The 22,087-nt window shown below is 33.7% G+C and carries 25 protein-coding genes and 2 tRNA genes; 7 read left to right on the forward strand and 20 right to left on the reverse strand.

The features are described from left to right. Positions 1-12 precede the first annotated feature (12 nt). A complete protein-coding gene (gene ruvC, locus CA2559_RS04940) occupies positions 13-567 on the reverse strand; it encodes a crossover junction endodeoxyribonuclease RuvC (RefSeq protein WP_013186749.1) in 555 nt (184 codons plus the stop codon). 29 nt (positions 568-596) lie between these two features. On the opposite strand from ruvC, the gene CA2559_RS04945 reads away from it, so the two are divergent. Together CA2559_RS04945 and CA2559_RS04950 are read left to right on the forward strand one after the other, a co-directional pair. Further along, positions 597-1,532, forward strand: coding sequence for a hypothetical protein (locus CA2559_RS04945; protein WP_013186750.1), 936 nt, complete (start codon positions 597-599; stop codon positions 1,530-1,532). Next, positions 1,525-2,640, forward strand: coding sequence for a glycosyltransferase (locus CA2559_RS04950; protein WP_013186751.1), 1,116 nt, complete (start codon positions 1,525-1,527; stop codon positions 2,638-2,640). Before CA2559_RS04945 ends, CA2559_RS04950 begins: the two co-directional genes overlap by 8 nt. A gap of 1 nt (position 2,641) precedes the next feature. Here the strand turns inward: CA2559_RS04950 and CA2559_RS04955 are convergent, their stop codons facing one another. Next, on the reverse strand, positions 2,642-3,112 hold the full coding sequence (locus CA2559_RS04955; protein WP_013186752.1) for a hypothetical protein: 471 nt from the start codon (positions 3,110-3,112) through the stop codon (positions 2,642-2,644). Between the two features lie 87 nt (positions 3,113-3,199). After that, positions 3,200-3,757, reverse strand: a complete 558-nt coding sequence (locus CA2559_RS04960) for a nitroreductase family protein (protein ID WP_013186753.1) — start codon at positions 3,755-3,757, stop codon at positions 3,200-3,202. Positions 3,758-3,975: 218 nt separating this feature from the next. Between CA2559_RS04960 and CA2559_RS04965 the strand changes: the two genes are divergently transcribed. Next, a tRNA-Asp gene (locus CA2559_RS04965) sits at positions 3,976-4,049 on the forward strand. 132 nt (positions 4,050-4,181) lie between these two features. Here the strand turns inward: CA2559_RS04965 and CA2559_RS04970 are convergent. From CA2559_RS04970 to CA2559_RS05000, 7 genes are all read right to left on the reverse strand, one after another. After that, the gene (locus CA2559_RS04970; RefSeq protein WP_013186754.1) at positions 4,182-5,111 is read right to left on the reverse strand and encodes a DUF58 domain-containing protein; all 930 of its coding nucleotides are present in this window, start codon (positions 5,109-5,111) and stop codon (positions 4,182-4,184) included. A gap of 240 nt (positions 5,112-5,351) precedes the next feature. Continuing rightward, positions 5,352-5,669, reverse strand: coding sequence for a thioredoxin (gene trxA, locus CA2559_RS04975; protein ID WP_013186755.1), 318 nt, complete (start codon positions 5,667-5,669; stop codon positions 5,352-5,354). Between the two features lie 96 nt (positions 5,670-5,765). Next, positions 5,766-6,299: a DUF1697 domain-containing protein gene (locus tag CA2559_RS04980; RefSeq protein ID WP_013186756.1), complete on the reverse strand. Its 534-nt coding sequence runs from the start codon at positions 6,297-6,299 to the stop codon at positions 5,766-5,768. Continuing rightward, positions 6,296-7,516, reverse strand: coding sequence for a BaiN/RdsA family NAD(P)/FAD-dependent oxidoreductase (locus CA2559_RS04985; protein WP_013186757.1), 1,221 nt, complete (start codon positions 7,514-7,516; stop codon positions 6,296-6,298). The genes CA2559_RS04980 and CA2559_RS04985 overlap by 4 nt, the downstream gene beginning before the upstream one ends. 47 nt (positions 7,517-7,563) lie before the next feature. Continuing rightward, complete coding sequence (locus tag CA2559_RS04990; protein ID WP_013186758.1) at positions 7,564-8,241, reverse strand: glycerophosphodiester phosphodiesterase; 678 nt, start codon at positions 8,239-8,241, stop codon at positions 7,564-7,566. Continuing rightward, a complete protein-coding gene (locus tag CA2559_RS04995) occupies positions 8,234-9,673 on the reverse strand; it encodes a pyridoxal phosphate-dependent decarboxylase family protein (RefSeq protein WP_013186759.1) in 1,440 nt (479 codons plus the stop codon). The genes CA2559_RS04990 and CA2559_RS04995 overlap by 8 nt, the downstream gene beginning before the upstream one ends. A gap of 153 nt (positions 9,674-9,826) precedes the next feature. Beyond that, positions 9,827-9,908: transfer RNA gene (locus CA2559_RS05000), tRNA-Leu, on the reverse strand. Positions 9,909-10,058: 150 nt separating this feature from the next. Here CA2559_RS05000 and CA2559_RS05005 point away from each other — a divergent pair. The 3 genes from CA2559_RS05005 to CA2559_RS05015 all read left to right on the forward strand — a co-directional run bounded on the left by CA2559_RS05005 (position 10,059) and on the right by CA2559_RS05015 (position 13,229). Next, positions 10,059-11,447 carry a dipeptidase gene (locus CA2559_RS05005; RefSeq protein ID WP_041240918.1) on the forward strand — a complete coding sequence of 463 codons (1,389 nt, stop codon included), beginning with the start codon at positions 10,059-10,061 and terminating at the stop codon, positions 11,445-11,447. A gap of 130 nt (positions 11,448-11,577) precedes the next feature. Further along, positions 11,578-12,663 (forward strand): zinc metalloprotease, encoded by a 1,086-nt coding sequence (locus CA2559_RS05010; protein WP_013186761.1) that lies wholly within the window; start codon positions 11,578-11,580, stop codon positions 12,661-12,663. Positions 12,664-12,719: 56 nt separating this feature from the next. After that, complete coding sequence (locus tag CA2559_RS05015) at positions 12,720-13,229, forward strand: hypothetical protein (RefSeq protein WP_013186762.1); 510 nt, start codon at positions 12,720-12,722, stop codon at positions 13,227-13,229. Here CA2559_RS05015 and CA2559_RS05020 read toward each other — a convergent pair. From CA2559_RS05020 to CA2559_RS05035, 4 genes are all read right to left on the reverse strand, one after another. Beyond that, positions 13,204-13,782, reverse strand: a complete 579-nt coding sequence (locus CA2559_RS05020; protein WP_013186763.1) for a PhnA domain-containing protein — start codon at positions 13,780-13,782, stop codon at positions 13,204-13,206. The two genes, CA2559_RS05015 and CA2559_RS05020, sit on opposite strands and share 26 nt — an antisense overlap. Before the next feature lie 117 nt (positions 13,783-13,899). Then, complete coding sequence (locus tag CA2559_RS05025) at positions 13,900-14,679, reverse strand: TIGR04283 family arsenosugar biosynthesis glycosyltransferase (RefSeq protein WP_013186764.1); 780 nt, start codon at positions 14,677-14,679, stop codon at positions 13,900-13,902. 98 nt (positions 14,680-14,777) lie between these two features. After that, on the reverse strand, positions 14,778-15,566 hold the full coding sequence (locus CA2559_RS05030; protein ID WP_013186765.1) for a DUF547 domain-containing protein: 789 nt from the start codon (positions 15,564-15,566) through the stop codon (positions 14,778-14,780). After that, positions 15,563-16,456, reverse strand: coding sequence for a sterol desaturase family protein (locus CA2559_RS05035; RefSeq protein WP_041240919.1), 894 nt, complete (start codon positions 16,454-16,456; stop codon positions 15,563-15,565). The genes CA2559_RS05030 and CA2559_RS05035 overlap by 4 nt, the downstream gene beginning before the upstream one ends. A 123-nt stretch (positions 16,457-16,579) precedes the next feature. Here CA2559_RS05035 and CA2559_RS05040 point away from each other — a divergent pair, with 123 nt between their 5' ends. Next, entirely contained in the window at positions 16,580-17,320 is a 741-nt protein-coding gene (locus tag CA2559_RS05040; protein WP_148232777.1) for a hypothetical protein, read from the forward strand. Positions 17,321-17,363: 43 nt separating this feature from the next. Here CA2559_RS05040 and arsM read toward each other — a convergent pair whose 3' ends face one another. From arsM to CA2559_RS05070, 6 genes are all read right to left on the reverse strand, one after another. Next, complete coding sequence (arsM, locus tag CA2559_RS05045) at positions 17,364-18,332, reverse strand: arsenosugar biosynthesis arsenite methyltransferase ArsM (RefSeq protein ID WP_013186768.1); 969 nt, start codon at positions 18,330-18,332, stop codon at positions 17,364-17,366. 125 nt (positions 18,333-18,457) lie between these two features. Beyond that, the gene (locus tag CA2559_RS05050; protein ID WP_013186769.1) at positions 18,458-19,270 is read right to left on the reverse strand and encodes a purine-nucleoside phosphorylase; all 813 of its coding nucleotides are present in this window, start codon (positions 19,268-19,270) and stop codon (positions 18,458-18,460) included. A 3-nt stretch (positions 19,271-19,273) separates the two neighbouring features. Next, positions 19,274-19,912 carry a TIGR04282 family arsenosugar biosynthesis glycosyltransferase gene (locus tag CA2559_RS05055; RefSeq protein ID WP_013186770.1) on the reverse strand — a complete coding sequence of 213 codons (639 nt, stop codon included), beginning with the start codon at positions 19,910-19,912 and terminating at the stop codon, positions 19,274-19,276. A gap of 48 nt (positions 19,913-19,960) precedes the next feature. After that, the gene (locus CA2559_RS05060) at positions 19,961-20,452 is read right to left on the reverse strand and encodes a rhodanese-like domain-containing protein (protein ID WP_013186771.1); all 492 of its coding nucleotides are present in this window, start codon (positions 20,450-20,452) and stop codon (positions 19,961-19,963) included. Between the two features lie 59 nt (positions 20,453-20,511). Then, a complete protein-coding gene (gene arsS / locus CA2559_RS05065) occupies positions 20,512-21,567 on the reverse strand; it encodes an arsenosugar biosynthesis radical SAM (seleno)protein ArsS (protein WP_013186772.1) in 1,056 nt (351 codons plus the stop codon). Positions 21,568-21,657: 90 nt separating this feature from the next. Next, positions 21,658-21,993 carry an arsenosugar biosynthesis-associated peroxidase-like protein gene (locus CA2559_RS05070; RefSeq protein WP_013186773.1) on the reverse strand — a complete coding sequence of 112 codons (336 nt, stop codon included), beginning with the start codon at positions 21,991-21,993 and terminating at the stop codon, positions 21,658-21,660. Positions 21,994-22,087 lie beyond the last annotated feature (94 nt).

A 22,087-nucleotide genomic window follows, 5' to 3' on the forward strand; every position in this document is an offset into this window, starting at 1 on the left:
TAAACTCAGATGTTATTTTACAATTCGCTTTTCATTCTGTTTTACAAAGGCATCCCAGCCAGAGTAACTTTTACCAACTTCAATACGGCCAGTGTTATAAAAATGGCAAACTGCTGCTGCAAGGCCATCTGTACTGTCTAGGTTTTTAGGTAAGGTCTTAAGTTTTAAAACACTTTGTAGCATTTTGGCAACCTGTTCTTTACTAGCATTTCCGTTTCCTGTTATTGCCATCTTTATTTTTTTTGGCAAATACTCTGTTACAGGAACTTCTCTGCTTAATCCTGCAGCCATAGCTACGCCTTGGGCACGACCAAGTTTAAGCATACTCTGTACATTCTTTCCAAAAAAAGGCGCTTCAATAGCTATTTCATCTGGATTAAACGTGTCTATCAACTCAATTGTACGTTCAAAAATTAGTTTAAGTTTAATATAAGGATCGGTATATTTTTTAAGCTGAAGTTCATTTAACTGAAGACACTCCATTTTTTTATTTACCACTTTAATTACTCCAAAACCCATAATTGTGGTACCTGGATCTATGCCTAATATGATGCGTTCTTTGCTCAAAACTTTAGTGTAAAACGTTACTTTTGGATATGCCGAAGTTGCCTCACAAACTTACACAATTCTTAACTGCTTTCTTTAAAGTAGCTGTGGTGATTTGCGTGTGCATATTTATTTACAAGCGATTACTAGATGAAACGGAGTTTAAAATTGAAAATTGGCTGCAGTTTCTTATAAACAGTAAAATCTTCACGCTTAAAGTGATGATTGTTTTGGTGAGTTTCACACTATTAAATTGGTTTCTTGAATTAAAAAAATGGAAAAGATTAGTTTATCCATTTTCTAAAATAACTCTCAAAGATGCATTTAAACAATGCTTATCTGCTCACGTATTGGCTATAATCACACCTTTTAGGACTGGAGAATACGGTGTAAAAGCCGTGTATTTTCCAAAATTTATGAGAGGTGCCATAATTAAACAAAACGGCTTAGGGCATTTTATGCAATTGGCAGTTACTGGTTTTTTTGGTGTAATTGGGTGTATTAGTATTGCTTTGTCGCAATATCCTGATAAAGCAATTCTCATAATCTTTGGTGTAACGCTATTAATAGCATCTATAATTTTAATAGTGAGAAAGCTAATTAATCGATTTAAACTAGATGTTATTTTGATTACTCAAGTTCTTAAATTATCTATACTTAGGTATCTTGTATTTGCACATCAATTTTATTTCATATTGCTAATTTTTAATATTCAAATAGGGTATGTTTTAGGGATGTCGGTAATTTCTGCAACGTATTTAATTGCTTCAGTAATACCAATTCTTAATCTCTTTGATGCAGCATTAAAAGGGAGTATTGCCATAACATTATTTTCGTTATTTGGTGTAAGTGCTATGCCTATATTTTGTGCAACATTGTTAATGTGGATGCTAAATTTTGTGTTTCCAGCAGGTGTAGGAAGTATATATTTTCTGAAATTAAAGACTCATGATAGGTTAACCACAAAACTAGTGCAGGATGTTTAGCATTGTACTAATAGTTACTTGTTGCTATGTATTGCTGCTTGGTCTTTTTCTTGTTGGTGCCTTAAGGTTACCTGAGTTTAAAGCCACAAACGCTTCTCATTTTACTAAATTTTCTATAATAGTTCCTTTTAGAAATGAAGTCGAGCATTTAAATGAATTGCTAACCTCATTTGAAAATCTAGATTATCCAAGGTCACACTTTGAAATCATACTTATCAATGATTCATCTGAAGATGGCTCTGTCTCTTTAGTTAAGTCGTTTACTTACACAACTAATTTAGAAATTAAGTTGATGCACTCTTATGGAATCACAAAATCACCTAAGAAAGAAGCACTTTTAAAAGGAATAAACAAATCGAATAATAATTGGATAGTAACCACAGATGCAGATTGTGCAGTACCAAGGTTATGGCTAAAGACACTAAATGCTTTTATCATAACCAAAACGCCTAATATGGTAGTTATGCCAGTCTTTATAACAAATGGACATAAAAAAACTTTAGAATGTCTTGAAACCTTGTGCTTGCAGACTGTTACAATGGGATCATTTGGTGTTGGTAAACCTATTATGAATAATGGCGCTAATTTGGCTTACCAAAAATCTGATTTTTTTCATGTAAAAGGATTTATAGGTAATGAACAAATTGCCAGTGGAGACGATATGTTTTTATTTGAAAAATTTATTAAATATAACTTGAGTGTTCAATATCTTAAATCTAATAGTGCAATTGTATTAACTAAGCCTCAAATAAACCTTAACAACTTAATCTCGCAACGAATACGCTGGGCATCTAAAACAAGTGCATCTAAGAATGTTTTGTTAAAGATTAGTGGAGTTCTAATTTTTAGTATGAATTTACTTTTGCTTGTACTTTTAGGTCACAGTATTCTTATATTAAAATTGAGCACCCCTTTATTAATAGCTATTAGCTCGAAATTTTTAATTGATCTTATGATTATGGCTTTTGGAGCCAAATTTTTTATTTACAAGCTTAATTATTTCAATGTCTTAAAACAGAGTTTGGCATATCCTTTTGCAAATGTGTATATAGCTATACGCTCAATGTTCGGAGGTTTTTCTTGGAAAGATAGAGCCTTTGAAAAATAATTTAATTAGAGACTATTATAATAGGAAGGTCAAAAGTTACACCAACAGGAACTCCTCTTTTTTGTGCAGGATAAATTTTAGGCAGTGTATTAATAGCATTAGTGCACCAGATTTCTAGAATGTCTTTGTTTAAGAGGTTATAACCACAAATTTTTTGTAGTTTAACTAATCCTTTATCGTTAATTTTCAGACTTAATGTTATTGTATCATTATTTGTATTACTTTCTAACGGGTGGAAGGTAGACAACTGCTCATAAAAATGAAGAGCTATGGTTTTTTCAAAACATGCTTTTATTTTTTCTCTTTCAGATAAACTTTCACAGAGATCAAATGTTGGGTAGCTATCTACTTTAGACCAATTTATTTGATGAATTTCCTCCTCAACAACATCTTTTGATGAAATTTTATTTAGCTCAAAGCCATTGCATCCAAAGCAAATTATAAGTAGAAAAAATAACGACGAGACTCTCATGGCTTCAAAAATACAAATTGATAAAGTATTAATAAGGCACTTAGAATCATATAATTAATACACCGCTTAGATTTTAGTGTATATATTTTATTTTGAAAACCATTTTACTTTGTTTTCAATAGGTTCTCTGTAGCCTTTTTCAATAGGCTCATCATAATACCCCATATATAGAAAACCTAAACAAGCTTCTCCTTTTTCTAAGTTTAAGAAATCATTAGTGTACTTAATTAAGCTAGGAGAGCTCCAATAACAACCTATTCCAAGCTCTGTGCACATTAACCACATGTTTTGAACTGCCATAGCCGTAGCGGCAACCTCTTCCCATTCAGGAACACGTTCGTTCAGATCTCTCTGCATGCAAATTGCAATCACTGTATGAGAGGATTTAAATTTTTGAGAAATTTTCTTTGCTTTGAACTCAGAAGGTTTTTCTATTTCTTTCAAATAGGTACTAGCTAGAAAATCCCCTAATCTTAATTTTGCATCATCTTGAAAAATTTTAAAACGCCAAGGCTCAGTTTTCTTGTGAGTAGGAGCCCAGTTTGCTGCTTCTAAAACCTGAAGTATAGTGTCTCTAGCAATTGGCTTGGTGTTATATTGTTGGGGAAATACAGAACGTCTATTTTTAATGATATTGAAAAGCATTTTTTATTTTAAAGGTATTAATTTAAAATATGCTTGAACAAAAAATATTGAAATTTTGTTTAGATTCAAATGAGTGATTTCAGAGGTTAATTATCAAGTGTTTAAAGTCTATTTTCTATTTTCAGAATTTTAATAACTTGAAAAAAAACAAAAAATTTAAAAATAATGTTTGTGGGAAAGAAAAAGACATGTATATTTGCCCTCGCTAACAAGCAAACGGTCTGGTAGTTCAGTTGGTTAGAATACCTGCCTGTCACGCAGGGGGTCGCGAGTTCGAGTCTCGTCCAGACCGCAAATTAGCAAAAAGCTTCAACATTTGTTGAAGCTTTTTTTATATATTTACAGTGTTGTGAGCTGAACGTGTTCAGCTAGGCTTGTAGTAGAGCCAATGAGAAGCTTATCCTTTAGGATGGGCTTTTTTTGATTAAATAAACTTTTGGCGTTCTACAAGATAGGTGGTTAAGATTCGATTAAAGTCTTTAGTCGTGTCTGCGGTTACATATTTAATCTGATATTGAATACACTTTAACCTTAAGTTTTTGAAATATTTAGAAATTGCTTCATTGTAATTGTCTTTAATACTATCAGCATATAAATTAATATGCTCTCCTGTTTCAACATCTACATAGCGTTTTGGACGATTGTCAAAATTAAAGTTGAATTCTTTTTCAGAATCATATGTATGAAATAAGATGACTTCGTGTTTGTTATGCTTTAAATGTCGTAATGCATCAAATAACTTTTCTTCATCCTCATTGCTTTGAAACATATCTGTAAATAAGAAAATCATAGAGCGACGATGAATATTTTCTGCAATTTGATGCAAATATTTGTATGTCTCAGTATCCTCTTCTTGTGGATTAGTTATCACTGTTTTTTCTAGCTGATCTAGCAACATTGCTTGGTGACGATCACTTCCTTTTTCTGGAGCATAATATTCATATGTGTTACTATAAATACTTAATCCTACTGCGTCTCTTTGTTTTTTGAAAATTGTCATTAAACAAGCACTTGCCAATACCGAAAATCCAATTTTATTCAAGCTGTCTAAAGTCTGAGTTTTGACTTTTGGATAATGCATAGATGCAGAATTGTCTAAAATTATATGACAACGAAGGTTAGTTTCCTCTTCATACCGCTTTGTATAAAGCTTGTCTGTTTTGGCAAATAATTTCCAGTCTATATGTTTTGTACTTTCACCATTATTATACACTTTATGTTCAGCAAATTCTGCAGAAAAACCGTGAAACGGACTTTTATGCATACCACTAATAAAGCCTTCGACAACCTGCTTTGCTAAGAGTTCTAAATTTGTAAAACCACTTGTTTTATTTACTTGGTCTTGAAGATTCATTCAAATTTTAAATTAAAGCTCACGCGTGAGCCATTAAGAAGTTTGTTTATTTTCTGTAAAAGTCAAGTCTAGCAATAGTTTTAATGTTTTTTTGAAAACAAAATAAATGCTATTAAGAATTAAAGATACACATTTGGAAGGTGAGTAAAGAACCTGTGATATCAATTTAGTATTTAGATATAGAAACAAAAAAAAGGTTTAGCAAACGCTAAACCTTTTTTTTAAAATATGAAGATTAGATTATAATAATGCATCTAATGCTTCAGCATAAGTGTTTTTTGGAGCTACACCAACTTGACGACCTACTACTTCACCATTTTGGAAAACCAATACAGTTGGAATATTACGAACTCCATATTTAGCAGCAAATTCTTGATTTGCATCTACATCTAATTTTCCTACTACAGCTTTACCTTCGTAGTCTTTACTAATATCATCTATAATTGGTCCTACCATACGACATGGTCCACACCAAGCAGCCCAAAAGTCTACCATTACTGGCTTGTCACTTTTTAATACTGTGTCTTCAAAGTTTGCATCTGTTATTTCGAGTGCCATAATTTTTTGTTTTAATTGTTATACAAAAGTAGTCAAATATTTTCCCAAAGCTTACAGTGTAAAAATCAGTTTTAGTTATGGAGCAATACGTCTGGCTTATAATGTTTTACTCAATGTGATTAATTTTGAAACTGTTTTATAATTTCTTGCTGTAATACTTACATTTAGAGTACTCTCCATTTTGTTAGTTGTAAGTTTTGCGCGTCCTGCTCCTTTTTCGTAAACTATATAAACACAAGTTGAGGTTGCTACAAAATGTTCATCGATAAATTGTTGCTTATTTAAGGAAGTGACATTCTCACTTTTAGGCTTACTCTGATAAAAACAAAAATAACTTTTCTCTAACTGATCATTCGTAAACGGAGAGCTTTTAACTAGCTTGTCAAGTTTATTGGGAGTTAATATAATTACTGGTATGTCCCAACCGTATTTATTTTTTATAGCTTGCTTTATGAGTTCCTGAAGGCCATTATTCTCAATAGGTGCTTTAAAAAGAATATTGCCGCTTTGAATGTATGTTTTTACGTTTTTAAATTCTAAACTTTCAAATAGCAGCCTTAAATCTGCCATGAGTATTTTTTTGTGTCCGCCTACATTAATACCTCTTAAGAGTGCTATATATGTATTCATGATTTCTTGAAAATATCTTCTGCAATTAAATAACCGCCAGTCCACGCATTTTGAAAATTAAAACCTCCTGTAATGGCGTCAATGTTTAAAACTTCACCTGAAAAATATAGATTCTTGTGAAGCTTACTTTCAAAAGTCTTAAAGTTAATATCTTTTAAATTAATACCGCCAGCAGTGACAAACTCTTCTTTAAAAGTGCTCTTTCCGTTAACTTTATAAACGCCATTTGTTAGTTCCTCGGCTAAGTTTTGAAGCTGTAAGTTATTTAGATCTGCCCAGTTTTGGTTTTCAGATATATTTGAGGCTTCTAAGAGTTTGTGCCATAAACGTTTTGGTAACTCAAACTGAGCGTGAGTGTATGGAGACTTTTTTGAATTATTTTGTTTTAATACATTTAATTCTTGAAATGTTTCTTCTGTGGAATAATGTGTACGCCAGTTTACAGCTATTTTAAATTGATAATTCTTATCGTTAAGGATCCTTGCTCCCCAAGCAGATAATTTAAGAATCGCTGGACCACTCATACCCCAATGCGTTATTAATAACGGGCCAGAAGCTTCAAGGTTATTAGTGTCTAAAACTTTTACAGATGCCTCTGTAGCTAAGCCCATTAAATCTTTTATCCTGTAATCTTTTATGTTGAATGTAAATAATGATGGTACGGCAGCTTTAACTGTGTAATTTAATTTAGTGAGTGTCTTCCACATTTTTGGATTACTGCCTGTCGAAACTACTAAATGCTTTGTTGTATAGTTATTATTTGTAGTATTAACAATCCAGCTTTCGTTATGAGGTGAAATATCTGTAACAGATTCTTTTAATTTTATATCAATACCCAATTCTTCAGCTTGATCTAAGAAGCAATTTATTATTGTTTGAGAATCATTGCTAACAGGAAAAATTCTGCCGTCGTCTTCAATTTTTAATTCAACACCACGTTCTTCAAACCACGCCATTGTGTCTCCTGTCATAAATCTATGAAAAGGGCCAAGCAATTCCTTTTCGCCTCTTGGGTAGTTTTTAGACAGTTCTTTAGGGATAAATTCTGCGTGGGTTACGTTACAACGACCACCACCAGAAATTTTCACCTTGGTTAAAACTTCTTTACCGCGTTCAAGTATTGCAATTTTAGCATTTGGTAATTTTTCAGCAGTATTTACAGCGGTAAAAAATCCAGCTGCGCCACCACCAATTATTAATACATCATAAACGTTCATAGGGTAAAAATAGTGATTAAGGAGTTGTAAATGTATGTTGGCAAGCCTTAATTAAATAGTAAGGGATCATCTGTTATGATGGCGTCTACCTGAAGATGGCTAAGTGTTTTTATAAGAGAATTAGTATTTACCGTCCAAGTGAAAATTTTTAAGCCTCTTTGTTTTATTAATTGAACAGAATCTTCATTTAACAAACTATAATGTGGATGAAATGAATAGGCATTTATTGTTTCTGAAAAATATAAGGCTTCTTGAAAATTAAAATTAGTAAGTACACCAAGTTTTGCATTGGCATCTAATGTTCTATATGATTTTAATTCTTGTTTGTAAAAACTTGAAATTATAATGTTAGTGTTTAAGGCGGTATGTGTTTTTAGAAGTTCAAAAACCGGTAATGCTGTGTTCCTGCCTTTCAACTCAATGTTTAGATATGCGTTTTTAGGGATAATCTCAAGTACTTCGTTAAGTGTAGGAATTATAAATTCACCTTCTAGTCTTAAAGTCCTTAATTCATTATAAGTGAGACTTTCTATAAGCCTAGAGTCTTTAAAACAACGCTTTAAATCTAAGTCATGAAACACTATAACTTCTCCAGTTTTGCAACAATGTACATCTATTTCTACACCGTTTGCGCCAAGTTGAAAAGCTTTCTGGATAGAAGGCAGTGTGTTTTCGTAAATATGACTTTTAGCGCCACGATGCCCTATGCAAAGAGGCTTATGCATTTTTGAGTATATCTTCTGCAAATTTCTCACACAGATTTATTGTCCCTTTTACATCTTCTAGAGTTGTTCTCGGGTTTATTAAGCACATGCGCAACACAATTTGATTTTGAAGAATTGTCGTTACAAGAAGCGCCTCTCTTGAAGCCATTATCTTTTCACTAATTTTTTGGTTCAACTCATCTAATTCTTCCTCATTAAGGTTTAGTTTAATTGAGTTGTATCTAAAATTAATTACAGCTAGTGTAGCGGGTGATACTACTTCCCATTTAGAACTCTTGCGTAAAATAGCCTCTGTTTGCTCTGCAAGTTTTAAGTTATAATCTATTGCTTTTCTAAAAGCTTTTAGCCCAAATGTCTTAACAGACATATATAATTTTAATGCTCTAAACCTTCTTGTAAGTTGTACGCCATGATCGTAAAAATTTATCTCACTATCATTGCCTTCAACATCTTTTAAATATTCAGGTTTTTCTGTAAATGTATGTTTTAACCACTTGCTGTTTCTTACTAATAGGCAGCCCATTTCATAAGGTTGGTAAAACCATTTGTGAGGATCAACAGTTAGGGAATCGGCTTTATCAATTCCTTTTAACAATTGCTTTCCATTTTTAGCTAAAATTGCTGCACCGCCATAGGCACCATCAATATGAAACCAGAGTTTTTCTTTCTTGCAGATTTTAGAAAGTTCTAATAATGGATCTACAGTTCCTGTATTGGTTGTTCCAGAAGACGCTACAATACAAAACGGCTGTAAGCCTTGTAAACGATCTTTTGCTATAGCATTCTGTAACTTGTTAAGAGACATTTTAAACTCTAAATCTGTTGGGATGATCCTAATTTGATCTCTTCTAAACCCTAAAATGGTAATAGCTTTAATGTTTGAGGAGTGTGCTTGATCGCTAAGGTAAAGAACAGCTTTACTAAAGTCTTCACCACATTTAATACGTCTTGCTGTAACAATTGCTGTTAGGTTTGCCATAGAGCCGCCACTAGTAAAGATACCGCCACCACGTTTAGAGGGAAAACCAAACAGTTTTAAGAGCCAGTTAATTGTTACAATCTCTAACTCTGCTGCGGCAGGAGAAGCTACCCAACCACCAGAAAACACATTAAATCCTGTTGCTAAAGTATCTGCTATTGTGCTTACATAGTTACTTGGTCCTGGAACAAAAGAGTATGATTTTGGATGCGAAACAATATTACTGTTAGACATCACCTTGTCTACCACAAAATTAAGGACGCTCATAGCATCTGTTGGTTCTTCTGGAGCATCTTCAAGAAACAACTTGTCCATATCTTCTCTTGAGCCTTCGGCTACTGGTAATTTAGAGTTTTGAGTATCAAAATGTTCCACGAGTTCATCTATAGCTTTATAGCCAAGTGTTCTCATTTCTTCTTTGGTAAGTTCTAATTTATGGGCGTTTGTTGTCATCACTTAAAATTATATAAAAAAAGCTTCAGAATCTACCGAAAACCTATTTCGATACATTCTGAAGCTTTCAGTGTTTTACTAAGGCGTCTAATAAAGACGTGCTTCAATAATTAATAAAAAAAAGAGCTTTAAAATAAATTTTAAAGCTCTTTGTGCGGGCGAGAGGACTCGAACCTCCACACCTTGCGGCACCAGATCCTAAGTCTGGCGTGTCTACCAATTCCACCACGCCCGCGAGCGATTTTATTTAGAAAACTTCCTCGATAAATTGAGGCTTCCTCTAAAAAGGAATGCAAAGATAAATATTTTCTTATAATTGAAACCTAATTTTTATAAGAAATTTGAGACTGATTTTCGTATTTTTACAAGACATCAAAAAAATGCTATGGCAACAATACAAAAATACCTAGAAGAACATAAGGATCGTATGCTACAAGAGCTTGTAGACTTACTTAAAATTCCATCTATAAGCGCAGATAAAGCATATAAGGCAGATGTTATAAAAACTGCAGATGTTGTAAAACAACGGTTAGAAGAAGCAGGATGTGATGTCGTCGAAATTTGTGAAACGCCAGGTTATCCTATTGTATATGGAGAAAAAATTAAAGATAAATCGTTGCCAACAGTACTTGTGTACGGTCATTACGATGTGCAACCGCCAGATCCTGTAAATTTATGGGACAGTCCGCCGTTTGAGCCTGTTATTAAAAAAACAGAGTTGCATCCAGATGGTGCTATTTATGCAAGAGGATCTTGTGATGATAAAGGCCAAATGTATATGCACGTGAAAGCTTTAGAGTACATGACTAAAAATGATGAGCTGCCGTGTAACGTTAAGTTTATGATTGAAGGTGAAGAGGAAGTTGGTAGTGAAAGCTTAGGGTGGTTTTTAGAGCGTAATCGCGAAAAACTTGCTAATGATGTTATTTTAATTAGTGATACGGGAATGATTGCTAAAGACGTGCCAAGCATTACTACAGGATTAAGAGGTTTAAGTTATGTTGAGGTAGAGGTTACAGGACCAAATAGAGATTTACATAGTGGTTTATATGGCGGTGCAGTAGCAAATCCTATAAATATCTTAACGAAGATGATAGCTTCGTTACATGATGATGATAACCATATTACTGTTGAAGGTTTTTATGATAAAGTAGAAGAATTAAGTGTAGAAGAGCGTGAAAAAATGGCTGAAGCTCCATTTTCATTAGAAAACTATAAAAGCGCTTTAGATATAGATGCTGTATATGGTGAAAAAGGATTCTCCACTAATGAGCGTAATTCTATACGACCAACGCTAGATGTTAATGGGATTTGGGGTGGTTATATAGGAGAAGGAGCAAAAACGGTTATACCTAGTAAAGCTTTTGCGAAAATATCAATGCGTTTAGTACCAGATCAAGATTGGCAGGAAATTACAGCATTGTTTAAACTACATTTCGAAAAGCTTGCGCCTAAAGGTGTAAGAGTAGAGGTTAAGCCTCATCATGGCGGTCAAGCATATGTTACGCCAATAGATAGTGATGGGTATAAAGCTGCAAGTAAAGCTTATGAAAAGACATTCGGGAAAACGCCTATACCTCAACGTAGTGGTGGTAGTATTCCTATTGTATCACTTTTTGAAAGAGAATTAAAAAGTAAGACAATTTTAATGGGCTTTGGTTTAGATAGTGATGCCATACACTCTCCAAATGAACATTTTGGTGTTTGGAATTATTTTAAAGGTATTGAAACTATTCCTTGGTTTTACCACTTCTTTACTAAAATAAAGAAATAGCAATATATCACACTAAACACCTAATAATTGATAATAATCCCGCAAAAAAAGTAAATTTTTGCGGGATTATTGTTTTTGCACTGTATTTTATAATACATTCGTTTTTCAAACCAATAAACCCTTTATTATTATGAAAAAATTATTTTGCCTATTAGCTTTAGGTGTAGCTTTAGTGTCCTGTGAAAATGATACTATCGAGCAGCAATCTGATGAAGTAAATATTGCTTCTGAAACTATAGACCTTTCAGATTTTTCAACTTCTAGCGATAAAAGTTTAGCTTATGATGCACCAGAGAACTCTAGAAAATGTAAGTCGATGGAAGTATTAGAAAGACAAATAAAAGAAAATCCTTCGCTTTATAATAAAATGCTTGCCATAGAGCAGTTTACAAGACTTAGAAATGCTAAGAAACCAGGTGGAGGAAATGGTAATGGAAACGGAAACGGTAATGGCGGAACTGATGGTGGAGGTTCTACTCCAACTGAAGATAACTTAGGGACACTAAATATTCCTGTTATAGTTCACGTTATTTATAATAATGCTAATGAAAATATAAGCGCACAGCAAATAGACTCTCAAATTGCTGTTTTAAATGAAGACTTTAGAGCAACAAATGGAGACGTAAGTCAAGTGCCTTCAGAATTTGCTGGTTTAGTGGCAGATTCAAACATCAACTTTTCATTAAGTCAAGTTATACGTGTAGCATCCACAAGAACATCTTGGGGAACTAATGATGCTATGAAATATGCTTCTAATGGAGGATCAGATGCTGTTACACCAAATGCTGCTTTAAATATTTGGGTTTGTAATATAGGTGGAGGAATATTAGGTTATGCTCAATTTCCAGGAGGAAACTCTAATACAGATGGTGTTGTAGTTTCACCACAGTATTTTGGTACTACAGGTTTTGTTTCTTCTCCATTTGATGGTGGTAGAACAGCTACTCATGAAGTTGGTCATTGGTTAAACTTAAGACACATTTGGGGAGATGGTAGATGTAGACAAGATGATTTTGTTGCAGATACACCATCGTCTGATGCACCTAACTATGGTTGCCCTTCATACCCTACAGTTAACTGTAGGTCTAATGACATGACTATGAACTATATGGATTATGTTAATGATGATTGTATGTATATGTTTTCACAAGGTCAAAAAGAACGTATGAGAGCATTATTTGCTAGTGGTGGTCCTAGAGCTACGTTTGTAAATTAATTTAAAATTTATATAACTTAAACCGCTTAAGAGATTAAGCGGTTTTTTATTTTATTATGGTTTTTAACGAACATCAAAATTTTAACCAATGGTGGCTTTGGGCTATACTATTAGTTATTTCTGTTGTTTTTGGCTATGCTATAATTCAACAAGAAGTTTTTGAAACGCCTTTTGGAGATAAGCCAGCACCTACTTGGGTGTTAATCTTAATCGTAGTTTTATTTGGAGGCTTAGGTTTGCTTTTAAAAGTATTTACTTTAAAAACAAAGATAAATTCTGAAGAGATTTCATTTAGCTTCAAACCTTTGGTATCTCGTAAGTACACTTGGAGTGAAATTAAAACTATTAAAGTTATAGATTATGGCTTTGTAGGAGGTTGGGGCATAAGACTAGCCACAAAATATGGAACAGTTTATAATATTAAGGGATCAAAAGGGCTACAAGTTACTTTGATTAACAAGAAACAGTTTGTAATAGGAACTCAAAAACCAGAAGTTTTAAAAGCGTATTTAATCAGGTTGTCTGAAACTAATACGGTTGTTAAATCTTCTTTACATAATCTGTGATAATTACTATCTGTTGGCCATCAACCTTGCCTTCAATATACTTTTCATTTTCGTGGTCTAAAGAAATTCGCCTTACTGCAGCACCTTGCTTGGCTACAAGACTACTTCCTTTTACCTTTAAATCTTTAATAAGCACAACACTATCGCCTGCTTGCAATACTACACCATTACTATCCCTATGCACAAGTTGATTGCTAGTGTCTACACCATCACCTTCAGCTTTTGCCCAAGCTAATTGATCTTCCTCCATATACATCATATCTATTAAATCTTGTGGCCAACCTTCAGCCTTAAGTCGTTGTAACATTCTGTAGGCCATAACTTGTACTGCAGGAACGGTACTCCACATAGAGTCGTTAAGACAGCGCCAATGGTTAGGATCTCTTTGGTCTGGGTTTTTTATTTGAGAGTTACAGGTATTACAAACCAAAATAGCAGCCTCATCACCATCTTTAGGAGATGACGGTACATTGTAAACGCCTAACTTTTCTGAAGAACCACAAAGTTCACATTGGTTATTGCTGCGCTGCTGTAATACTCTTTCTACACTCATTTTTTGTTTATTTATGGTGCAAAGGTAACCCAACCTCATTAATCAATGTGATTTCGAAACGATATAAAATTCAAGAGAGATTTAATTTTAGAGAACTATAGTCTAACAGCTCTAAAATTATTTATCAGAATATACCTTTATAGGTTCTGTAATCTTTGGACATTTAACAGGTGGTTTTGCTATTGCGGTTTGATTTTTCCTGCGTATATGTTTACAATAATATGCAAACAGCTCATTAGCATCTGCTCCTAGCCATTTTTTTACATATATAGTCCAGAAGTGATATTGTACATACCAAACACCACGTTCTTCATATAACCTGGCAGACGATTCTAACTTTTTATTAATGACAACAAACTCTTTGCGCTCATATAATTCATTAATTAAAATATTGTCTTCATAAATGATAAAAGATTCATCAAAACCTCCAATTTCATTAAATAAAGCTCTTGTAATAAATTGACTTTGATCTCCGCCACGACACGCACGCCAGCTAAATTGCGTTAGCCAACTTGCTAAACGTAACCACCAATGGTTGTTATCAAACTGCATTCTAAAACAACCAGCAAGATTGTCTTTCTGTATTTCCTCTATTATGTAAGTGTCAAAATGCTTAGGAGGAAATGAGTCTGCGTGTAAGAAATAAAGCACGTCTCCTTTTGAGTTTTTAGCGCCTGTATTCATTTGTTTAGCTCTCCCTTTTTCAGATGGTATAAGTTGAATCTTATAGCCATCAGCAAAAAAATTAGAAACAGCTTCTTGGGTGCCATCTGTACTGCCACCATCTATTACAGAAATATCTGTGATATTAGTTGCGGTAGAGCTATCAACTAAATGTTGAAGTAAATTTGTGATGTTATCAGCCTCGTTTAACGCTGGAATAATAATACTAAGCATATACCAAACTTACGGAAAGTATACCTTGAAAGTTTTTTAAAACCTAAAAAAACCCACTTGTTTCCAAGTGGGCTTGCAATTATTTTAAAATAAGGTGCTTATTGCTCGTTAAGATCCCAATTGTATTCCTTAAACGTAATCTCTGCATTAGGATTTATCTTGGTATCACTATACTTATTAATATATTCTGCCAAGTTTGGTTCGAAATCTTTGGTGTAAAAGCTGAAAATCTTAGATAGCTTTGGAGCATTCTCTGAAATCTCATTTTTATCTGAATTTATAAATTCATTAGTTACCAAGTCTAACTGTTCGTTTATTTTTCCAGCAGTATATGCTTCATCTAAAAGTTTTGGGCAAGAATATGATGCACAGTTAATAGCAAAATGAATTCTAGGCTCATTCATTTTTCTTAACACACCGTTTTCAAGAGATCCCAAGGATAGCATACTCCCATCAATTGGAATAAATGCATTGGTAAAAGCACCATTTATATCTTGTATACTATTTGTTGGATAATTTCTCAAAATTAAATCAACCGTATAGGCATTATAAGTATTTATGTAATAGGCAAGTAGTTCTTGTACAGACCAGTTGCTGTTAGGTTTGTAAGATTGCAGTGTATTTAAATAACTGTCTAAGGCAGCTCTGTCGTTTTTAAAACCTTTATAGTCTACAAAACCTGCTTTGTTTACGTGTTTCTTTAAAAGGGCATCCCATTCGCTGTGGTCTACATTTACTTGAGAATTTGCAGTGGTAGACATTAAATCTCCATCTACCTTCTTAGTTGGTTGTCCTTGGCTTGTTAAACCTGCAGCACCAATTAGTGCGCAACTTTGCAATCCAGATACTGTTATGGTTATTATTAAGAATTTGAGTATTAACTTCATTTGGTTTGTGTTTTGGTTAAAGGATAAAATTCCTGTTTAATAAAATCTTTAGGAAAACGCTCATCACCATCAAAACCTAATTCAATATCACGACCGTCTTCTGGAATATGGTTGGTACCAAAAAGGTAATCCCATATACTAAGAGTAAGTCCGTAATTAACACCATACTTTACATGTTTTGGCAAAACTTTAGCATGATGCCATATGTGCATCTTAGGATTATTAAAAATATATTTAAAAGGGCCATAGTCCCAACCAAGATTTGCGTGATTTAAATGGCCAACTGAAAGTGCAAAGAAGTGCACAATGGCAACATCTGCAGCATCAAAACCACCAATTAAAGCAATAGGAATATACAGTGCAGATTTATAAACTACAGGTTCCATCCAATGGTAGCGTAAATGAGCGGCAAAGCCCATTTCTTTTACAGAATGGTGTAGTTTATGAAAATTCCATAGAAAAGGAACTCGGTGTAAAAGGCGGTGCACATTCCATTGTGTGAAATCTGAAATTAAAAAGAAAATAAGTAATCCTACGCCATAAGGAAGCGCATCCACATCAAATAACTGTACGCTTTCCAAACTAACTCCAAAGAGACTTAAGAAATTATCAAAAAGTAACGCTACAGTGTTGGAAAGTGCGATGAACACAATTAAATTCAATAAAAAGAAATTAAAGAACATATAAAATGTATCTAGCCAGAAGTCTTTTCTGAAAATTTTTTGGTTCTTACGCCAAGGAAATAAAACTTCTAAACCCCAAACCACTAAAGAGACTATTATTAATCCATAAAAATAGTTATCCCATTTGTTGTAACTCGTGATTTCTGAGAGGAGATAGTTCCAATATCCCGAATAGGAGTCTTGTATGGTCTGTAAAATATCATTCATAAGCCTTGCAAAAGTAGTCGAAATCTTACCTAAATCATTTCAATTGTAAATACGATTTATTAATAGTTAGATATTGAAACGCTATGGTTTTAATATCGTATTTAAATAACAACCACATTTGTATTGAAACTTTTTATACTATTCTTTTTATTTCTCACAACGACCATAGTTGGACAAAACCAAATTTCCAAAAAGGGGTTGATTTATCATAATAACGAACCACTTGCTAACTGTAAAATTATAAACAGTACAGCAAACTTTACTACAGTTTATTCTGACACCAATGGTTTCTTTGAGATTTCTGTAGCGCTTAATGACACTTTACAATACATATACTCCAATGAACTTGTAAAGACACAGATTATAACAAAAGAGGTTATAGAAAAAGAATGGTTAGAGATTAACATTTCACAAGGTATAAATATGTTAGATGAGGTTGTTTTAGCGCATAGGACAGATTTAAATGCAGTCTCTTTAGGAATTAGTAAACCAGGTATTATGCAACCTACAGTTTTTGAAAGACGGTTGTTAACTGCAGGCGATTTTAAACCAATACATCTTTTAGGCTTACTAGGCGGCTCTTTGCAAATAGACCCTATACTAAATGCTATAAATGGAAAAACTAAAAAATTAAAGAAATTGGTAGCTTTTGAGAGAGTTGCTGCCGATGTAGAATACCTTGAGAAAAAGTATTCATTCTTTATGATGTCTAAATTTAAAATTGATAAAGCAAAGGCAACCTCATTCTTTGTATATGTGGCAGAAGAACAATATTTGAGAAACTTAATTTCTGAAGAAAACGACTCTGGAATTAAATTTTATCTAATAGATAAATTTGCTGTATTTAAATCTTTTGGAAACTAAAAAGAGCCTCATTACAGAGACTCTTTTTTTAAAAATTAAAAACTTAGCAACAACCGCCACCATCATAATGATAGGTAGACTCGCTAAAGTAAATGTCATCTCTGCCTAATGCTTTTAATGCAGCAGCTGTTTTGTCGCAAATTGCCAATGGCTGATTTTTTAATAAAATATGGCCTTTTTTGTCATCAAAATAATCGTCTTTACCGTAGTAAATGGCTGCTTTCCCTGTAAATACACAAGGGCCATCTTCTGGCATTGGGTCTTTAATTGCTGCAACCTCAATAGACTCTATGTAAATTAACTCGTCTGTAGGGTATGTGCCAGGATTTAAGATGCGGTATGGTTTTCTTGCTCTAATTTCGATTGTGCCAAAACCTACATCTGTTAAAGCTTTTACGTATTCTTTTATTGGTAAACTACCACTAAGGCATAAAGCTCTAAGACGTTCGTCATTACGTAGAGTTTCATTCATGTCTTGCTCGCAAGTAGGATCACTCATTACAAGTTTGCCATGTGGTTTTAATACACGGTACATTTCTTTAATGGCACGTGTTAAATCTTCGGCCTTAAAAATATTGAATAAGCAATTTTGTGCAGCAACATCTATACTGTTGTCCTCAACTGGTAAGTTTAGCGCATCTCCTTTTTTAAGGTCTACAAACTCACTTTTAAACCAATCGTTCTGTTCTTCGGCAATCTTAAAGTTTTTGCGAGAAGCTTCAAGCATTTCATCAACAACATCAATACCAACGACACCATTTTTTTGACGGTTAAAATATGAGAACTGTAATAACTCCATACCGCCACCAACACCTACGTAAAGCATTTTAGGGTTATTAGACAAATCGCGAGCGTGAACAGTGCTTCCGCAGCCGTAGTTCATCTCCTGCATGATTTTTGGAATTTTTAAACCTGGTAATTCCCAAATAGGATTTGTAGTGCAACATAATCCTACATCTGGTGTTATTGCTGCTTCCTTGTAAACATCATGTGTGGTGTCTAAATAACTCATAGTTGTAACCTTGTTTTAAATTGTAGTTTGACTAATGCGTGAAGGATTGAGGCTTTGTTGAAGCTCTTTTGCTTTTTTGCAAAAAGCGACTGCCGAAAGCCTGACCTTTAGGGCACGCCATACGCTTATAATGTCTTAATTAATTCTGTAAATAATGTGATCATATGTGGTTCTGCTTTTTCTGCCATCGCTATGATTTCTGAAATATCTACAGGTTTTAAATTGTCTGGGTCACACTCGTCTGTTAATACAGAAACGGCTGCTACCGGTAAGTTTAGGTGGTTTGCCACTATAATTTCTGGAACAGTGCTCATTCCTACTGCATCTGCACCGATAATCTTTAAGTAACGGTATTCTGCTCTAGTTTCTAGCTGAGGTCCGAATACAGAAGCGTAAACACCTTTATGTAGATTAATATCTTTAGATGCCGCAATTTTCTCGATTGTTGCACTCATGGCTTTATCATAAGGAGCGCTCATATCTACAAAACGTTCTCCCATTTTTTCTACACCTTTAAAAGCAAGCGGAGAGCCACCTTGTAGGTTTATATGATCATCTATCAACATCATCTCACCTTTCTTAAAACTGGTGTTTATAGCGCCTGAGGCATTACTTACCAAAAGGTGTTTAATGCCCAACTCGTGCATGACACGAACAGGATAGGTTACATCTGTTAATGTGTAACCTTCATATAAATGAAAACGACCTTGCATTACAATTACATTCTTACCTTCTAAAGTGCCGTAAATAAGTTTGCCTTTATGAAACTCAACTGTAGCAGTGGGAAAGTTAGGAATGTGGTTATAACTAACTTCGTGCTGTATGTCTATATGTTCTAATATTTTACTTAAACCAGTTCCTAGAATGATACCCACATCTGGAGCTGTAAATCCTTTACTTTTTAAATATTCTGAAGTTTCTTCTATATATGCTTTCATAATCTATTGAAAATCTTTGTCTAAATAATTTGGTAAAAATTGCTGAAACGCGTCTACATGTTTAATGTCACTAAAGTAATCTACATCATTTCGTTCTGCTAATACTTTTACATTGGTGTCTTCTAAATCTTTTAAAGTGTTTGCAAGTACAGTATCTGTACCCCAAGTTTTGTTAGTGAAGACTTTAGTTTGCAAGCTACGCATTCCTAATAAATAATATCCGCCATCTTCTGCAGGTCCTACAACCGCATCATGGTTTTTTAATGCAGAAAACGCCTCTTCTAAATCTTCTTGACTCATATCATACATATCACTTCCTATAATGATAATGTTTTTATAGCCATCTTTAAAACCTTGTTCAAATGCATGTTGCATACGTATACCTAGGTCTTCACCTTCCTGTTGGTATTTGGTGTATATAGTTTCATCCCAAATATCATTTTCTCTCACTTTTACAGAATAGTATACAGCTTTATCTACATCTAACTGTTTAGTTATTGAAACTGTATGGTCTAATAAGAATTTGTAAATTTTGAGGGCAGACTCATCTCCAACAGTTTTGGCTAAACGGGTTTTACATTTGCCCAACTCAGGATTTCTAGTAAATATTAAGAGAAGGTTTTCAGATTTAGTATTGGTCATTAGTGTGTAATCTTGTGAGCGCTATTTATAAAAATAACTTGTTTATGTTTAATATACTTTATCTCCAGTTCTTAAATACTTTCCCCATACTTTAGAAAATACATGAACCTTATTTGTTTTCTTGTTTAAACTATCAACTACTGCAAAGCCAGCATCTTTCCAGGCAAAAATACTACCATATAAATTCTGTATATTGGTATAGCCTTTATTGCTTAGCTTTTCGCCAAAAGTCTCACTCCTAATACCAACAGAGCAATACACTACAATAGGTTTAGATTTTGAAATAGATAATGTATTTAAGATAGAGTCGTTTGGCTGTTCACCAACCCAAACGGCATTTGGTAAATGGCTAACTAAAAACTCCTGTTTTTTTCTTGTATCGAGAATGGTATAAGTATCCTCATCCATTTTAAGTTCTTGCACAGAAATGTATGGAATACTACGTGTATTATATTGCTCCAAAAGTGCATCTATATTTTTTTGGGCCAACATTGAGCCAGCAGAAAAAAATAATAGCGAAACCAGAATAAGAGTTTTCATAATTTTAGAAAATACCAGACTAACCTAAAAAAGCTTTTCGACTAAGTTAAATAATGCCTTTATGCTACAGTACCTTGACAACTACTACCAGCACCAGCAGTACAGCCATAGCAATGTTGTGAGATAATTATGTTTCTGTCATTAAGTAAATCTTCATTATACTCTGAAACGTGTTTAACTTTACTTGCAACCTTTAAGCCAAGCATTTGGTTAAAATCACAATCATACAACCAACCATCCCAACTAATTGAAATTGTATTAGTACACATCACATTTTCAACTGCTGCAGGATTATAGGCATCAACTAATTGATACATGTAATCTTCATAATTTTCTGAAGCTATTAGATAGTCTAAGAAACGCGCAATAGGTAAGTTAGTGATAGCAAAAAGATTGTGAAACTGTATGTTGAAATCTTCAAGCAACGCCTTTTTAAAATCTTTCTCCATAGCAGCTTGATCGCCTGGTAAAAAGGCTCCACTAGGGTTATAAACAAGGTCTAATCGTAAATCGCTTCCTGGCATACCATAGCCACGCTCATTTAGTTCCTGCAGTGCTTTAATAGATTTATCGAAAACACCATCACCACGTTGTTTGTCTGTCTTACCACGAGTCCAGTGTGGCATAGAGGATATTACGTGAACATTGTGTGCTTTAAAAAAGTCTGGAAGGTCATAATATTTTTTGTTTGCACGAATAATGGTAAGGTTACTACGTACAATAAAATCTTTAATACCAGCTTTTGAAGCCTCTTCAACAAACCAACGAAAATTTGGGTTCATTTCTGGGGCGCCACCAGTTAGGTCTAACGTATGTGCTCCTGTAGTTTTAATAATTTCAAGACATTGTTTCATAGTCTCGACCGTCATAATTTCCTTACGGTCTGGTCCAGCATCTACGTGACAGTGTTCACAAACCTGATTACACATATACCCTAAATTCATCTGTAAAATCTCAAGGGTTTTTGGGCGTAAAGGGAATTGGTTTATTTCAGAAATTTTTTCTTTAAAAGTTGGCAATTCACCACTTTGAAAAATTCCGTTTGAAAGTATTTCTAACTGTCTGTTTGCATTTGCTAATTCGCTGTCTTGTTTCTTTAGAGACTTAGTCGCCATTCAATATAATATTTAAGATGAGAGTTTAGTGTTTTAAACTCACAGAGCTATTTAAAAATTCAGTTTTAAAAGATTTTAGAATTAAAAATCTTAGTGAGAAAGTTTCTCATATTTGTTCATCATCTGTACACCATGAACTAGTGTCGCGCCACTCTCAATAGCAGCACCAACATGAACAGACTCCATCATTTCTTCTTTGGTAATACCACGCTGTAAGCCATCTTTAGTATATGCATCTATACAATAAGGGCACTTAACAACATGTGAAACAGCTAATGCAATTAAAGATTTTTCTCTTGCAGATAATGCGCCTTCCTCAAATACTTTACCGTAATAATCAAAAAATTTTGTACCTAGCTCTTCGCTCCATTCTGTAATTTTTCCAAATTTTCTTAGGTCTGCTGGGTCGTAATATGTTTTGTTCATGATCTATATTTTTGCCTAAATATAAGTATTAATCGTTATTAACTATAGATACTTACGAGGAACTTGGCATTATAGTTTTTTAAAATAGAAAAGC

The sequence above is a fragment of the Croceibacter atlanticus HTCC2559 genome (genome assembly GCF_000196315.1).
GTDB classification, from domain to species: Bacteria; Bacteroidota; Bacteroidia; order Flavobacteriales; family Flavobacteriaceae; genus Croceibacter; species Croceibacter atlanticus.

Bases quoted from the DNA above. Each gene is read 5' to 3' on its own strand.
- CA2559_RS04945 (WP_013186750.1), top strand. From the start codon at position 597: ATGCCGAAGTTGCCTCACAAACTTACACAATTCTTAACTGCTTTCTTT.
- CA2559_RS04950 (WP_013186751.1), top strand. From the start codon at position 1,525: ATGTTTAGCATTGTACTAATAGTTACTTGTTGCTATGTATTGCTGCTT.
- CA2559_RS04955 (WP_013186752.1), bottom strand. From the start codon at position 3,112: ATGAGAGTCTCGTCGTTATTTTTTCTACTTATAATTTGCTTTGGATGC.
- CA2559_RS04960 (WP_013186753.1), bottom strand. From the start codon at position 3,757: ATGCTTTTCAATATCATTAAAAATAGACGTTCTGTATTTCCCCAACAA.
- CA2559_RS04970 (WP_013186754.1), bottom strand. From the start codon at position 5,111: ATGAATCTTCAAGACCAAGTAAATAAAACAAGTGGTTTTACAAATTTA.
- trxA (WP_013186755.1), bottom strand. From the start codon at position 5,669: ATGGCACTCGAAATAACAGATGCAAACTTTGAAGACACAGTATTAAAA.
- CA2559_RS04980 (WP_013186756.1), bottom strand. From the start codon at position 6,299: ATGAATACATATATAGCACTCTTAAGAGGTATTAATGTAGGCGGACAC.
- CA2559_RS04985 (WP_013186757.1), bottom strand. From the start codon at position 7,516: ATGAACGTTTATGATGTATTAATAATTGGTGGTGGCGCAGCTGGATTT.
- CA2559_RS04990 (WP_013186758.1), bottom strand. From the start codon at position 8,241: ATGCATAAGCCTCTTTGCATAGGGCATCGTGGCGCTAAAAGTCATATT.
- CA2559_RS04995 (WP_013186759.1), bottom strand. From the start codon at position 9,673: ATGACAACAAACGCCCATAAATTAGAACTTACCAAAGAAGAAATGAGA.
- CA2559_RS05005 (WP_041240918.1), top strand. From the start codon at position 10,059: ATGGCAACAATACAAAAATACCTAGAAGAACATAAGGATCGTATGCTA.
- CA2559_RS05010 (WP_013186761.1), top strand. From the start codon at position 11,578: ATGAAAAAATTATTTTGCCTATTAGCTTTAGGTGTAGCTTTAGTGTCC.
- CA2559_RS05015 (WP_013186762.1), top strand. From the start codon at position 12,720: ATGGTTTTTAACGAACATCAAAATTTTAACCAATGGTGGCTTTGGGCT.
- CA2559_RS05020 (WP_013186763.1), bottom strand. From the start codon at position 13,782: ATGAGTGTAGAAAGAGTATTACAGCAGCGCAGCAATAACCAATGTGAA.
- CA2559_RS05025 (WP_013186764.1), bottom strand. From the start codon at position 14,679: ATGCTTAGTATTATTATTCCAGCGTTAAACGAGGCTGATAACATCACA.
- CA2559_RS05030 (WP_013186765.1), bottom strand. From the start codon at position 15,566: ATGAAGTTAATACTCAAATTCTTAATAATAACCATAACAGTATCTGGA.
- CA2559_RS05035 (WP_041240919.1), bottom strand. From the start codon at position 16,456: ATGAATGATATTTTACAGACCATACAAGACTCCTATTCGGGATATTGG.
- arsM (WP_013186768.1), bottom strand. From the start codon at position 18,332: ATGAGTTATTTAGACACCACACATGATGTTTACAAGGAAGCAGCAATA.
- CA2559_RS05050 (WP_013186769.1), bottom strand. From the start codon at position 19,270: ATGAAAGCATATATAGAAGAAACTTCAGAATATTTAAAAAGTAAAGGA.
- CA2559_RS05055 (WP_013186770.1), bottom strand. From the start codon at position 19,912: ATGACCAATACTAAATCTGAAAACCTTCTCTTAATATTTACTAGAAAT.
- CA2559_RS05060 (WP_013186771.1), bottom strand. From the start codon at position 20,452: ATGAAAACTCTTATTCTGGTTTCGCTATTATTTTTTTCTGCTGGCTCA.
- arsS (WP_013186772.1), bottom strand. From the start codon at position 21,567: ATGGCGACTAAGTCTCTAAAGAAACAAGACAGCGAATTAGCAAATGCA.
- CA2559_RS05070 (WP_013186773.1), bottom strand. From the start codon at position 21,993: ATGAACAAAACATATTACGACCCAGCAGACCTAAGAAAATTTGGAAAA.